Source organism: Paenibacillus andongensis, assembly GCF_025369935.1.
In the GTDB taxonomy this organism is placed as follows: Bacteria; Bacillota; Bacilli; order Paenibacillales; family NBRC-103111; genus Paenibacillus_E; species Paenibacillus_E andongensis.
Genome location: NZ_CP104467.1, coordinates 6557524 through 6570969 on the forward strand (window position 1 = coordinate 6557524; position 13446 = coordinate 6570969).

Below are 13446 nucleotides of genomic sequence, written 5' to 3' on the forward strand. Positions count from 1 at the left end.
ACATCCATTTTAGTTCTTTATAGAGAACATGTCAACACACGTCTTCTCAGATATATCAAGTTGCAACCGAACCCAAGTAGGTGACAGAGGATTTATTGGTTTCTTGAATTTGATTTCCTAATAAGCTGGCAAACAATCCTTCTTTTTCTCCAGTTAATTGGGTAAATCCGCCACTTTGTATAATCCTTCCTTTATCTAACACAATGACTTGATCCGCGTTACGTATGGTCGATAAACGATGAGCGATGACGATTATCGTTAATTTTCCTTGCAGTCGCTCCAGCGCCTGTTGTATCTTCGCCTCATTCTCGGAGTCAAGCGCACTGGTTGCCTCATCCAATATAAGGATTGATGGTTTACGTAATATCGCTCGGGCCAGTACAAGCCGTTGTCTTTCTCCGCCGGACAGACGGATACCTCTGTCTCCAATCAGCGTATCGAGACCCTGTGGAAGTTTATTGACGAATTCGGTTGATGCGGCAAACTCGAGCGATTCCCAGAGTTGTTCCTCGGTTGCGCTTGGATCAATCATCAGCATGTTCTCCCTTATGCTTCCGTTAAATAGGAATGGATCCTGGGGAACATAACTAATTGATTTCCTCAGAGATAATAAATTAGCTTCCGTAAGGGGAACTCCATCGACAAGGACTTGCCCTCTCTCCGGTTGCAGCAGCCCCATCAAGATATCGATTAAGGTGCTCTTGCCGGCACCGGATCGACCGATAACCGCTGTCATTTGCTTGGACATGATACGCAAATTTACATCTTGGAGAGCATATAACTGTTCATTACGGTTATACCGAAAAGATACATCGCGACACTCGATACATTCCTCAATACGAATCGGCTTCTCATTGTTATAATTACCGCTGCTTCCCTTGATCTCTCTGGCTTCCATACATTCATTTTGCAATTCTTTCAAAGACTTAAAAGCTGGTATTGCCGCAGAAATTTGTTCCAGATTCGTCTGAACACCTTGAAATCGCGGCCAAAGTCTGAAAAAAATGAGAATGATCAACATCAGTTGCTGACCTTGGGTTTGAAAGAACAGGTTAGCTCCATAAATAAAAAATGCAATAATCAATGAGGAAGAAATCTTATAATAAAGCTGAGAGTTTGCGCTTAACTTAGTTTGTTCAAGTCGTTCCTGACTGAATTTTTGACTCCAGTTTATGAGCCAACTCCTGCGGGATTCCTCCAACATATTGCTCTTGATGTCTTTAATTCCATTAAAATGATCCGTGATCCCCCCGATATAACTGCGTCCGAGCTCTAACGATTGATTCCCCAGTGTTCTTGATCTTTTAATGAATGTGCGGGAGAAGAAAGCAACGGCCAGACCGCAGCATAACACGAATAACGTCAACTTAACGGATAAGAACAAAGCGATTCCAACTTGAATCAGGGTAAATACAATAGAGGTTAGAAATTGAAGGAAGATGTAGGTTCCACTAGTCACGTGTCCCAATTCCCCTGTCAGCGAATTGATCAGGTCCGATTTTCTTTTCTTGATGAAAAAATCCCAGTTCGCCTGTAGTAAAGCGTTATAAGTCTCTAACCTTACATGATTAATAAAACCAGTATGAATTTTGATATCTCGTAGATTAAGATTCCGTTGAATCAAACTTTGACCCGAGATAAGTATGACGTATATGCCCACGATCAACAGTAGTGCCAGTGGTTTAGGAATCTCATTGAAAATTTCAATGACACCTAACTGTGATATCCATCCCATATTCATGTTCATGATTCCGCTAATACTCAGTAATGGGAGTAATAAGAAGATCCCCATACCATCAAGGAAACTGATCAACACCATCCCCAGAAGATTCACATATAAAATTTTGCCGGCGAAGGCATGCATCTGTTTTGTAAAATAGAAGAGATGTTCCATTTCGTTTAAGTCCCTCTCTGTGATAAGGAATATTTCTTTGTTTTTCGCCAGGCCCACAAGGCAGGTCGCAAGGGGAAATAGAGGAAATGCAACCCTTTGGGTAATGACAACGTATCGGCATCCTCTGGATAAGGGTAAAAGAAACTCATCACGAATAATATTTTTTGCTGAGCTGACATTAGTGAAAATAAATGCTTTTGATGATACTTGGACACGTGCTCCGGAACGGGAGCTGTATGCAGATTTACCATTTGACGAATGTAAAACAGTGCATCCTTAGCCAAGCGCCTTGCGCGCTTTCCTGTAGTCATTGACTCCATTTCAGCCGTCAAAGGTGTATGTAGAAGTTGCGCAGCCAAAATCATTGCTTGTGCCCCAAGATGAAGCTGCCTATTTTTCATAAGAAGCGAGTGAAGCTTGGCATAATCCACATTTTGTCTGGTTATCCGATCGATATCCGCCAACCAGCGAAGCCGCGACCATCCATGTCGTGCCCCATGAGAAGCAAGAAATAGAAATAAATCCTCTCTCCCTAAATAATAGACAGGATGATTGGTAATCGTACTTATCCGTTTTCTTTCCCATAATTCATCAAAACCCGGTTCTTTCCCAGGTCCTGGACCTAATCTCCAATGAATTTCGAGTGTCACCCTTTTATCCGCGTGGATAAAGGTGGCATGATGATGTCTCCATTTCCAGTCATTCAAGATCGTGTTGTATTCTTCTTCTTTCACATAGCCCTGACTTCTGAGCCGTTCCTCGGCTTGGTCCACATTCTGTATCGGGATCAGAATATCTAAATCACGCGATGTACGAAGGGATACATCTCCATAAAGGTCTGCCGCAAGAACCGGCCCTTTCAAGACAATCGTACGGATGTCAGATTCGGAGAACAGTTTACATAGTTGTTCCATCTCTGCACTCAAGCGCAGCATGTTAAAGGTGTTTTCTTGATAATCCTTTTGCAAGGCATTCATGACATACGGGGGGACCCAAGCTGAATCTGTATTCCGAAGATTGGTATAAAGCAGGGAAAAGACCCTATGGTGTCTTGCGAGCTGCAGAAAAGCTCCCCAATCGATTTCATTTGCCTGGTCTTGATCTTGCCATAACATAGATTCCCCTTTATCCATTCTCATAATGGATAGCAATAACGTCAATTCATTTGAAAAGCGCATCGAATCCGAACGGAAATCGTTTTCCATCTTAATCCCCTTCATTCTCTATTCACTAATATATTTGGCAAATTTGCCGACAACTGCGAATCTTTCCATTCCTTCTGCTCCGGTAATATAGAACGGTCCGCTGCGAAGCCAAGCGTGAGCAACCATTTTGCCTGAATCGTCCCTACCCGTCCCTAAATAGAGCGTGCTTTCGATATGGCGCTTTTCAAGCATTTTCAAAGCTGCTATCGCTTTAACCAAACATTTACTTTCCCAAAATGTATGTTGACTCATGATTTGAATCACATCATGCACTTTCATCAATGTAGCTGTGTGACTGTGGAGCTGGGCATTCGAAGTTTCCTCCATTTGCGCGCCTAGCGAGGGTGCGACTTTAGAAAAGGGCAGGAAGATAAGGAACCGCGCCCATGCCAAATATAAATAAGCTTCTATAAAGATAAGCATTGTTTTCGTATCTAATGAGAGAAGTTTTTTTACCTTATTCAAATTGCCCATTGATTTTCCACGCCAATTAACTTTTCATCCATTAAATGAGTCAAAAAAGAGATAACCTGCTGTTCACATTCACTTTGATCCACCTCATAATCAGCCACTAAGGTCGCGACTAACTGCGTAACTGTAATAGGCGCCTCAATAGAGTCCCATATTTTTCCGCCAATTTCACCTAAATTGTAATACTTTCCATTATGAACACTCAGCATGACTTTTTCTCCGCCCATATCACTTACAATGTTTCCTTTACCTTGAACAACAACGTCCTGCAGCGAAAGCGTTTGGTTTTTGATCATGATCTATGCCTCCAAATTTAATGTTTCCAAGATAGTTGTTACTAATTGAGGAGCCGTAAATCCAGACGCCGGGCGGCTTAGTTGGAACATCTGAACGTTATTTACAATACTCACAGAAGTGTTAAAATGCCATTCGGTTAGTTCTAAACCCGGAATAAGGAAATTACGATAGGTATGGTAGAAAAGGGTTTTGAACCGTTCAAGTTTTGCAATTTGACGAATAGTAATCTCTTTATCCTCTGTTTTTACTAGTTCAAACACCCCGGCAAGCGGTAAAGAGCCAGTAAAGTATTTGGAGGATACTGGGATATAGTATTTATCCACTCTACCGTATAAGGATTGGTAATTACTCGTCTCCATGCCAAAATTAGTGAGACTATCTTGCCATAGCTTCTGTTGGGGATATGAAGAAGTCACATATGGCATGTTGTCCCCCGAAAGCGATACAGCAATGACATCGTCACTTAGCAGTTGATAGCCTTCGTTGAGGAAAGCTGATGCCAGTGTAGACTTCCCTGCTCCTGAATCTCCAATGATGGCATATGCTTTTCCTTGAATAGCCACTAAACTGCCATGCAGCGGAAATATCTTCCTCTGCATCAATATGGCACCCATACAAGTTCCTAGAATAAGAAGTCGAATCTCGCCATCTTCTGCTTCTTTCATAGGTGAATAGGTGATACTTTTTCCTTCTTTGATTGAAAATGTAGCAACTTCGGGAATATGAAATAGGACGACATGATCTTTCACTACAAATTGATGAAGTTGATCCGTTAATTCAAAATATAGCCTAGTCAGATCGTTATCTATTTTGATTTCGATATCGATGTCTTCTATTTGTTCGTCCACTTTCGTCAGCTCCGGTAAAGCGACATCACTTACGATCGTTAAACCGAAAGCTTTGTAGACGACTTTTTTTTCGACTTCTATCATTTTTTCACTCCAATACATCCATTATTATGTTAAAGGCCCTTATACTCTCTTGATGTATAAGGGCTTTTAACATATGTACGAATTCGTAAGTAGCTTTGAATCTAAATCAATCTTAGCTCCATGTTAATTGGTCTTTAGGAGTACCTGTCGGATAAGCATGATCAAGGTGGTTACCATTTTTCGGATCAAGCATTGTTTGATTAACATCCAATACTTCAAGCTCAGGTTTCAACCATTCTTTTTTCATATATTTCACCTCCTTTCAAGCAAATTTTTTCATATATCGATATAAAATTAAACTGCGCATTAAAACCTTATAATCGGGATCCGTAGCGTCTTCTGGCTTGGCTCCAGCCTCAGCCTTTAAGAGCGCGGCTTGGATCACTTTGCCATCCAAAAACTTTAGAATGGTTTGATCTGTACTAAGCTTCCTCAGCTCGTCTACAAATGTATCCCAATACGGAATCACACGATGCAGCCAGTCCGCTCCTTGCACCCCCCGATAATGTTGATTTAACCTCACTTTATCAGGCAATATTTTCTCTGTAGACCTTCTGATAAGAGCTCGGTCCACACCATTTTGAACATATTGTTCTTCAGGCACAGATAAGCAAAAACGGACGACACGCAAATCGTTAGTTGGGTCGCGCTGCCATAAGGAATAACGCAGGGACAATTTGGTTGTCAGCGTGTTCGTAGCATTCCAATGAAACACATCTGCAAAATGCCTTCTTCTTAGTTCAAATAAATTCGATGACGAGAACCATCCTGTTTGATCGATGCCATAATCGCTTAGTCTTTTGAAAACATTAGTCCTTTGGGCAAATTCTTCATTAATTATTTTTGGAAACGTATATGGTTTATCTGAAGAAAAAAGTCGATCAATAAAGGGAAATGCTACTCTTGCCACAACAGGAAGCCTGCGCAGCCTGGGTCCTCCCATGGTATTGCTATAATGGTGCAATTCTTGGATGAGGTGAATCCACTTCATTTTTTTCAAAAGGATCGCGTAATGATCTAGGGCAGAACCCCAAGATATGGTCAAGTTCCCTCTCGCACCGCTTAACAGAACTCCAATTCCTTCCGCCTGGGCTTTCTCAAACATACCTTTGAGCCAAAAGGAGTTTTCAAAGTACTTATACGGCATCTCCATCATTTCCAGGAAATCGTCTATCTCAGAAAAGGAGTTTGCCCCTTCGAAAGCTAAGTAATGGTCTTTGATACCACCTACGTGCTGTACAGTCGATTGAATAAAAGGTCTTTCATCTGGCATTAAGTGTCTAGGCGTATAATCTTCAAAATCACTTGGAGGAATATAACTGAATGTATGCAGTTGTTTCTTTCCAGCACGTAATGCCTTTGCCGCAAAGCTAACTACTGCACCTGAATCTAGTCCACCGCTCAAGTGAGCCCCCACGCCACGGTAAGTACGCAATCGCGCTGTTACAGCCTTTTGAAAGACCTCTTGAAACGCTTCTACATACTCTTCATTTGAACTTAGTTTTAATGGCTTTCCAGGAATTAAAGTACAATATCTGGTCAGCGTTATTTGATCTCCAACTACGGAAATACTATGCGATGGAGGTACTTGTTCAATATGTTTATTAGGCGTTAATGAAGCATCTACCGCATCAACCACTGAAGATATAGCCAAGTATTCAGCGAGCCATTGTTCATTCAGCTCCCTCTTCACATAGGGCAACAACAGCAGTGGTTCGATGATCGTGGAGAAGGCAAATCGCTCGCGACTCCGGAAAAAGTACAGCGTTCTGCTTCCAGAAAAATCTCTTGCACCGAAAAGCCGCTGGTTTCTTTCATCCCAAATCATGAAGGCGAAGTCACCCACTAAATATTTCGGCGAGTCTACTCCCCATTTCATATAAGCAAGCAATATCAGCTCGCTGTCAGGCATTTCATTTCTCCGACTATTCTCCACTTGCAATAGTTGAAATAATTCCTCACGATTATCGATGATCGCATCAGCTGTTATGGCCAGTTGGCTTTCAGATTCATAGTAAGGATTTCGTTCACCGACCGATTCGGGCGTAATCCACTGTGCATGACAACCCAGGAAAACTTTCCCTTGCAGCCATATCTGAACATCGTCTGAAGGATACTTTGCAAATCCTTCCATCAATAGTTGGCCATGTTCAGCATACACAGGCTCTTGATCTAGGTGAAAGATTCCGGCTATTGCACTCATTCTTTTCCTCCACTTTGCTAACTGGTAAAAGGGAATCTCGCCCTTGCGATGTTCTCGTTAAAGAACGTCGTTATTCATTAATATGCTTCTATTTGCTTACATGATGATGTAAGCATTTCATTTATTCACTTCGATTCCGTTCTTTATCGAGAACAATTTCAGAATATCATCTTCTGTCATGACTGTCAACAACTTCCTACATCCTTTTTATCTTATGCGAGAACCTCATAATTCCTACGCTATACGTGAAATTAACGAACGCTGCCCAAGTATGCCCTAACGAATCAAAATTGAAAAACTTGTTATAAATTTTATTTAAAAATGGTTTGAAATTTCGGCTTCTGATTGCTCTATACTCCACGTATAAGCTGATTTTTCGGTGAATGGGAAGCTCTTTGATGTGAGTCAAATGGGGAAAATGGTGATAGACATTGACTAATGTTCGGATCATTCTTCTTAAGGTTTGGTGAGTAGCAGCACCACTTAATAGATGGGAATAGTTAATATGCTCATGGCGCACATGAATCATTTGAATAATGTCTATAAAATACTTCGGAGAATCCATATAATGACTCCAGCCATGCAAACAAATCATATAGAACGTATGATAATCAGATAACTCCTTAACAAACCGGAACGATGACAATGGAGATGCCTGTTCCCAAAATTCGCTCATATTTAAATTTGATGTTTTTTCGATGAGTAAATCCCAATGAAGCTCTACGGTTAGCGGAATGGAACTGTGCGGCAATAACTTAGAGAAACTCCAATGGAAATGTGATGGAGTCCGCTCCTGCTCTATGGTGTAACCAAGCTGCTTCACACACGCAATAGCTTTCTCCAAATCATGCTTCTGCAGTAACAAATCAATATCGGTAGTGCCCCTGGCTCCTAAATGACCGAAGTATTTTTCAGCAAAATATACACCTTTAAGCGGGATCACTGGGATGCCCAGCTCTTCAAATTTCAGAAGCAGTTGGTTCGTTTGATTTTTGATGAACAAATTGAGATATAGGGTTTCGTCATATTTCTGTTTTAATCTTTCTTGGAAAAAAAGCGGCACTTGCCCCCATCTGCTTTGCTGATTGAATAAATAATAAATTTGTGACGACAGCGTAAAATATTCAATATCCTGGAGTGCCTTCTCATAAAACAGTAAATCATGAGGTAGGGGAGTTCGCGGATCATACAACGCTTGTATCAAAGGAATAATCAAATCTCGGATCTCCTTTCTGCGATTGCATGCGATTTAATCGACGGTATAGCCCATCCTGCCTGATGATTTCTTCATGGTGTCCCATTTGCACGATCTTCCCTTCATCCATGACAATGATAAGATCAGCATCTCGAATCGTTGATAGTCGATGAGCAATAACTAGCGTCGTACGATTACCCCGTAGTCTCTGCATGGCCTCTTGCACTAGATATTCCGTTTCACTATCCAAGGCTGATGTTCCTTCATCCAGTAAAAGAACGGGTGCATTCTTTAATAAGGCTCGCGCAATGGCCAATCGTTGTCGTTGTCCGCCGGACAGTTTAGACCCTCTTTCCCCTATCTCGGTATCATAACCACGTGGAAGAGATGTGATAAAGGAATGAATACCCGCAGTCGTTGCAGCTTGCATCATCTGGACATCCGTAATGTCCTGTCGCGCCAACAACAAATTCTCCCTTATCGAACCGCTAAATAGAACGGTTTCTTGAGAAACATGTGCGAAGAAGCTCCTATGCTCGGAAACGGAAAGGGTTGCGGTTGAACGATCATTCATGTAGATGCTGCCTGACTGTGGTTTATAAAATCCCTGAAGCAAATGAAATAACGTTGTCTTCCCTGCCCCACTCAAGCCGACAATAGCAACGACTTTCCCGACCGGAATTTGCAAATTAAAATGCTCAAATAGGTTCTTTTGTCCATCGTAACTGAACGTAATATCCTTGAAATGAATCGATGTTAATATAGGCATAGAAGGGCTTTCGGCTGGTAAGCTGTCTGATTCCGTTTCTATGTCCAAAATCTTAAAAATTCTATCCATAGCTGATGCCGATTTCTGCAACCCTGCCCAATGTCCAGCCAGCTCTGTCAGTGGATATACCAAATGGTTTACCAAGTTAACGAACGTTAGCAAAGCACCAACGGTAATGACACCGCCCGAGACATAGTATGAACCTAAACATAGGCTAATTAGAAAAGTGAAGGAAGCTGCTGCTTGGCTTCCTACATAGAACCAACCGCGCAATCTGGCGTTGCTCAGCTCTAAGTTGTACAGTTTTTGATTTTTACTTACATATTTGGTAAATACCGATCTTTCCATTAGAAACGAACGAATGACGAAAAATCCATGGAACGTTTCATTAAGCAGCGTATTGATTTGTACGACCCGATCTTGTATCCTCCGGTTATTATCTCGGAGCATAATTCCGAATATAACACCAGAGACCATCGCAACCGGCGCAACGAATACGCATACCAATGCTAATTTCCAATTGATTTGGGTCAGATAAATAAATACAGCAATATAGATGAAAGGTAATTTGATTAGATTAATAAGGCTGCTGCCAATGACACCATCAAGGTTGTGAATATCGTTGGTGAAGTGCGACAGTAGATCCCCAGAATGTATGCCACTTATTTGTTTTCCAGGTAATTGCAAGATATGTTTGAATACATGTGCAGAGAAGTCCCTTTTGACCGCATTCGTAGCAATGGCCTCCCACAGGGTATTTAGATAGGTCGATGCAATGCTAATTATAACCAGTGAAGTGCCTAGGGGTACTAGCCATTTCATTCGGTTAAATTGGCTATGGATAGCCGCATCGGTAATATGACCAAAGAACCATGAGAAGGCTAAGGTTAGAGCAATATCTACGAATAACAGGAGGAAGAGTCCCATGTACGCTGTACGATGCTCAAGGATATAGGGCTTCAAAACGGTATACGTTCTGCGAATATCTTTCACGGCCAACCTACCAATCATACGGGGCGACACTCCATGCAATTCAAAGTTTACATGATTTTTCTTCGATTGAGATAAACTCTTAAAAGTAACGATATCAAAGGGAAAGTGAGGATGAGTTGGCCCCAAACATAATAAGCAGGATCTGTTACCTTAATAATCCGTCCATTGCGCTCTATCCAGCTCATTTTACCAATCATCTGATCCATACGAATCACTTCATCATGTGCTAGGTTGGTGTCTCCCTTACAGAGGAAATGCAGTTGCAAGTTCCTAGTTAATGTTCGGCAAAAACGATGGGCGACTAAGCTGCCGTGTGACGTACGAAATAGGATAATATCACCTTTCCTCAGGTTTCCAGCCTCTGCTAAAACAAACCGGCAAATATCCCCCTTTTTGATGAAAGGATACATACTCGTTCCCTCGGCTGGAAGCTCAATCCATCCTCTCTTCTCCATGACATGAGAAACCATTTGAACGAATTCTTTATGAAACGGCATGCTGAACCAAGCCGCGCCTAATCATATCATTTAGGAACGCTTCAACATCTTCTTCGACCGTATCGCTGGCGGATTCGTACTCCTTCCGCACTGCTTCGCTGATCGAGATAACCGTCTGAGCTTCACCAAGCAATGACCAGCAGAATCCGCCCACGCCATTTAGCTTCGTTAAGGTATACTCATCCGTGTTCAAAATAATCCATTCCATATCAAGCTGGATAGCCTCATAATCATTCATCCGGAGATATTGGGTCATTATGATATCAACTCCCAAAATGTATCGTTTTTTTGAAAATGCAGCTCGTTGATCGAGACCGAATTGACCAACTGCTGCAGCAATTGAAGAATTCCCCCAGTTTCCTCGGGGCTGTGTGACCAATAAAAAACTTTATCCATAAGATTGAGTAATCCATTCGACTTGCTAAGCGGAACGATTTGATTATCGACCGCCTGATTCAATAAATAAATACCTGCTAAGGGACTAGTCTCTTCAGCACCTGTTCGGTTAAGCTCACTTCGAAAAGGAGAGTTAAAAATGGTCACCTTATCCGGTGTGATTTTGACAATCGATGCCTCATCGGATAGAAGGTCACGGGGCACCGATAATTTAGCAGCCGTTGATTTACCAGCACCCGAATGGCCTGCAAACAAATACGCTTTTCCCTTGTCCATGACGCAGGAGGAATGAATGAGCAGTCCCCATTTGTGATGAACCACGTAGGAACTGTACAAACTCATTAAGGCATGCTTTAACGCTAATTCATTCGTCACTGAAATGACAGCGTAATGATAATCCGGTTCGGCTTCAATTAAATAATCAGCCCGGCGGAAGGAGATGCTATCCGCTTCTTTGGTAATCACGACATTATAATCCGTAAAAGGGATCCCATATCCTTCTTTGAGGTAAATCGTGAGATCAGGTTTACTTGGCGTTGTATACACAGCTGGGAAGTTCTGATGCATGAAGCACATGAATACTTTCGATTGGCATATCACATGAATGACTTGCTCACCAATTTGTGTATAAAAGAGTTCCATTCTTACTTCCCTTTTCCTTTGCCGTTATGCGGTCCGGTGTAGGGAGGGTTAGGATAATTAATGCCGCCATTTCCTGTTCCCGGATGATTCAGGTTGCCATGACCTTTATTCCAACTTTGAGCGGTCTCAAAACGAACCGGTTGTTGACTTAACACCATGGGGCGCGTGTATATTTTTTGTTCCATCTTTGCTTCGTTTTCCATCGTTCGCTCTCCTATCGTTTCCATGTTTGGATTAACCGTCTTGCTTCTCCGAAAGGTGTATCAATGATCTCGTACATACGAAGATATACCGTAGTTTCAAATCGATCCAAATCAAAATTGATGGTCTGAGTTCCGCTAACCAACTTGTTCTCACCAGTAAACGAAAGAACCTTCGACACCATAATTCTGTTTTTGGCATCAGCCAATTCGAGCCTCATCTTGGAGAAGCTTTGATCGACGACGACTTCATCCTGAAGCTTGATATTGAAATCCAAATTCAGCTTATACGAGTAGGGTAAACTTCCCGATCCCATATTGTAATTGGCCCCTGTCGACCAATCGTTCAAAGTAACTTGAAAAGGGTAGAAGGCAAGGGACTTATCGCTTGTCTCTTCCATAACCTTTGTTTTGAATGCAGCAAGCGGGATGTTGTAGGGCTCCACACTCTTCGTATCCAAAATCTGCATGGCCAACTGCTCACCAGTTTCCGCGTTTGGAATGATAAAAGAATAGTAAATGACGTAGCTTATATTCGGAATAAGCGTTTCAACCAGTGTACTTTGTCTGGTGCCTAAGTATTTATTACCACTTTTGCTCGACAGCTCCGCCTGGAAATGAGGAACCTGCAATGGATTTTCGCTATGGTTAAGCAGCTTGAACTTAGCAACTGCGGCTTTGAAGCCCCCACCAGCGCTTTCATGCAATTGCAGATCCACCATGGATACATCTACTTCAGGTCGAATCAACTTATATAACGGATCAAACTTAATCGGCTTATTCCATTCATACTCTAATAAAGTATTCAAGTAGCTCAGATTACTGGCAGCTCCCGGCAAAGTAATCGTCAATCTGCCTATTAAATAATTGTTGTGCGTTTTGTCATCAACCGCAAAGTCTTCGGGCGTCAGGATGGATAAGCTTTTCAGCTCCATCCGATCCCTAACTGGAATGGCATAGTGGACGTATTGCTGCTCACCCGGTTCAAGTAACAGCTTATCCTGTTCCAGCCGTTTGCCGCTATACACTTTCTTCTCCGATACGCCGTTTATTCGAAAATCGGGTATTGCTGTTTTCTTATCCCCCTTATTTGTAGCAAGCAAACCTACAATCGTCATGGGGCCATCTGGTGTATTTTGTTCATTAAGGCTTACCGGTTTATATTCTACCGTGCTTGATAACACTGGAATCGTAAACGTATCTTCCCATTTCTTCATCATAGCGGGATCAGATAGGACGGCCTTCTCCCCTTTCCATTCTATGGCGGATACGGGAATAGATATGATTCTCTTTTCTTCTTTGGGATAGACGAATTCATCCACATCCAAAAACGAAAGTTCGGTCAATGAAAAAGCGTCATACCGATCAACTATATTCATATAACTAAGCTCAGCCGTTTCTTTGGGTTGAATATTTTTGACATTAGCTTGACTAGGACGCATGATATACTCCAAGCCTTCTTGTGTCTTGACACGAACCTCATATTCCGGGACCCCCGTCAAGCGATCTCCATTGTTATATATGCGGACAACGGCGGCAATTCTAGTTCCTTCTGAGGTTGATTCATTTAAAATGCTTTTAACTTCCACCTTGATCGCATCGGTAAGTTGATAGCTAGTTGCACTCGATGACTGCGTATATTTCTCATCTGCCAATGCATGAAAGGACGCAGATGGAATCACGAGAGAGACGGATAAGATGAACATGACCATCGTATGTTTCCAATTTATTTTCAATTCAAGTCACTCCATT

Annotated in this window: 14 protein-coding genes; all 14 read right to left on the reverse strand. The window is 42.0% G+C overall.

The window, feature by feature from the left end; genetic code table 11:
* Positions 1-55: 55 nt before the first annotated feature.
* The 14 genes from NYR53_RS29325 to NYR53_RS29390 all read right to left on the reverse strand — a co-directional run bounded on the left by NYR53_RS29325 (position 56) and on the right by NYR53_RS29390 (position 13430).
* A complete protein-coding gene (locus NYR53_RS29325; protein WP_261302583.1) occupies positions 56-1894 on the reverse strand; it encodes an ABC transporter ATP-binding protein in 1839 nt (612 codons plus the stop codon).
* Positions 1895-1899: 5 nt separating this feature from the next.
* A complete protein-coding gene (locus NYR53_RS29330) occupies positions 1900-3099 on the reverse strand; it encodes a nucleotidyltransferase domain-containing protein (protein ID WP_261302584.1) in 1200 nt (399 codons plus the stop codon).
* An 18-nt stretch (positions 3100-3117) separates the two neighbouring features.
* Positions 3118-3564 carry a lasso peptide biosynthesis B2 protein gene (locus NYR53_RS29335; protein ID WP_261302585.1) on the reverse strand — a complete coding sequence of 149 codons (447 nt, stop codon included), beginning with the start codon at positions 3562-3564 and terminating at the stop codon, positions 3118-3120.
* Positions 3561-3866, reverse strand: a complete 306-nt coding sequence (locus tag NYR53_RS29340; RefSeq protein ID WP_261302586.1) for a lasso peptide biosynthesis PqqD family chaperone — start codon at positions 3864-3866, stop codon at positions 3561-3563. Before NYR53_RS29340 ends, NYR53_RS29335 begins: the two co-directional genes overlap by 4 nt.
* A gap of 3 nt (positions 3867-3869) precedes the next feature.
* Positions 3870-4799 (reverse strand): aldolase, encoded by a 930-nt coding sequence (locus NYR53_RS29345; RefSeq protein ID WP_261302587.1) that lies wholly within the window; start codon positions 4797-4799, stop codon positions 3870-3872.
* Positions 4800-4911: 112 nt separating this feature from the next.
* Complete coding sequence (locus NYR53_RS29350) at positions 4912-5046, reverse strand: paeninodin family lasso peptide (RefSeq protein WP_261302588.1); 135 nt, start codon at positions 5044-5046, stop codon at positions 4912-4914.
* 15 nt (positions 5047-5061) lie between these two features.
* Positions 5062-7002, reverse strand: a complete 1941-nt coding sequence (locus tag NYR53_RS29355) for an asparagine synthase-related protein (protein ID WP_261302589.1) — start codon at positions 7000-7002, stop codon at positions 5062-5064.
* A 196-nt stretch (positions 7003-7198) separates the two neighbouring features.
* Positions 7199-8218 carry a nucleotidyltransferase family protein gene (locus NYR53_RS29360; RefSeq protein ID WP_261302590.1) on the reverse strand — a complete coding sequence of 340 codons (1020 nt, stop codon included), beginning with the start codon at positions 8216-8218 and terminating at the stop codon, positions 7199-7201.
* Positions 8187-9977, reverse strand: coding sequence for an ABC transporter ATP-binding protein (locus NYR53_RS29365; protein ID WP_261302591.1), 1791 nt, complete (start codon positions 9975-9977; stop codon positions 8187-8189). Before NYR53_RS29365 ends, NYR53_RS29360 begins: the two co-directional genes overlap by 32 nt.
* Before the next feature lie 29 nt (positions 9978-10006).
* Positions 10007-10456 (reverse strand): signal peptidase I, encoded by a 450-nt coding sequence (locus NYR53_RS29370; protein WP_261302592.1) that lies wholly within the window; start codon positions 10454-10456, stop codon positions 10007-10009.
* Positions 10443-10712, reverse strand: coding sequence for a PqqD family protein (locus NYR53_RS29375; protein ID WP_261302593.1), 270 nt, complete (start codon positions 10710-10712; stop codon positions 10443-10445). The genes NYR53_RS29370 and NYR53_RS29375 overlap by 14 nt, the downstream gene beginning before the upstream one ends.
* Positions 10712-11494 (reverse strand): hypothetical protein, encoded by a 783-nt coding sequence (locus NYR53_RS29380; protein ID WP_261302594.1) that lies wholly within the window; start codon positions 11492-11494, stop codon positions 10712-10714. Before NYR53_RS29380 ends, NYR53_RS29375 begins: the two co-directional genes overlap by 1 nt.
* Before the next feature lie 2 nt (positions 11495-11496).
* Positions 11497-11697 carry a hypothetical protein gene (locus tag NYR53_RS29385; RefSeq protein WP_261302595.1) on the reverse strand — a complete coding sequence of 67 codons (201 nt, stop codon included), beginning with the start codon at positions 11695-11697 and terminating at the stop codon, positions 11497-11499.
* 11 nt (positions 11698-11708) lie between these two features.
* A complete protein-coding gene (locus tag NYR53_RS29390) occupies positions 11709-13430 on the reverse strand; it encodes a hypothetical protein (protein ID WP_261302596.1) in 1722 nt (573 codons plus the stop codon).
* Between the last annotated feature and the right edge of the window lie 16 nt (positions 13431-13446).

Coding starts and splice junctions, on each gene's coding strand:
- NYR53_RS29325 (WP_261302583.1), bottom strand. CDS start 1,894: ATGGAACATCTCTTCTATTTTACAAAACAGATGCATGCCTTCGCCGGC.
- NYR53_RS29330 (WP_261302584.1), bottom strand. CDS start 3,099: ATGGAAAACGATTTCCGTTCGGATTCGATGCGCTTTTCAAATGAATTG.
- NYR53_RS29340 (WP_261302586.1), bottom strand. CDS start 3,866: ATGATCAAAAACCAAACGCTTTCGCTGCAGGACGTTGTTGTTCAAGGT.
- NYR53_RS29345 (WP_261302587.1), bottom strand. CDS start 4,799: ATGATAGAAGTCGAAAAAAAAGTCGTCTACAAAGCTTTCGGTTTAACG.
- NYR53_RS29350 (WP_261302588.1), bottom strand. CDS start 5,046: ATGAAAAAAGAATGGTTGAAACCTGAGCTTGAAGTATTGGATGTTAAT.
- NYR53_RS29355 (WP_261302589.1), bottom strand. CDS start 7,002: ATGAGTGCAATAGCCGGAATCTTTCACCTAGATCAAGAGCCTGTGTAT.
- NYR53_RS29365 (WP_261302591.1), bottom strand. CDS start 9,977: ATGATTGGTAGGTTGGCCGTGAAAGATATTCGCAGAACGTATACCGTT.
- NYR53_RS29370 (WP_261302592.1), bottom strand. CDS start 10,456: ATGCCGTTTCATAAAGAATTCGTTCAAATGGTTTCTCATGTCATGGAG.
- NYR53_RS29375 (WP_261302593.1), bottom strand. CDS start 10,712: ATGACCCAATATCTCCGGATGAATGATTATGAGGCTATCCAGCTTGAT.
- NYR53_RS29380 (WP_261302594.1), bottom strand. CDS start 11,494: ATGGAACTCTTTTATACACAAATTGGTGAGCAAGTCATTCATGTGATA.
- NYR53_RS29385 (WP_261302595.1), bottom strand. CDS start 11,697: ATGGAAAACGAAGCAAAGATGGAACAAAAAATATACACGCGCCCCATG.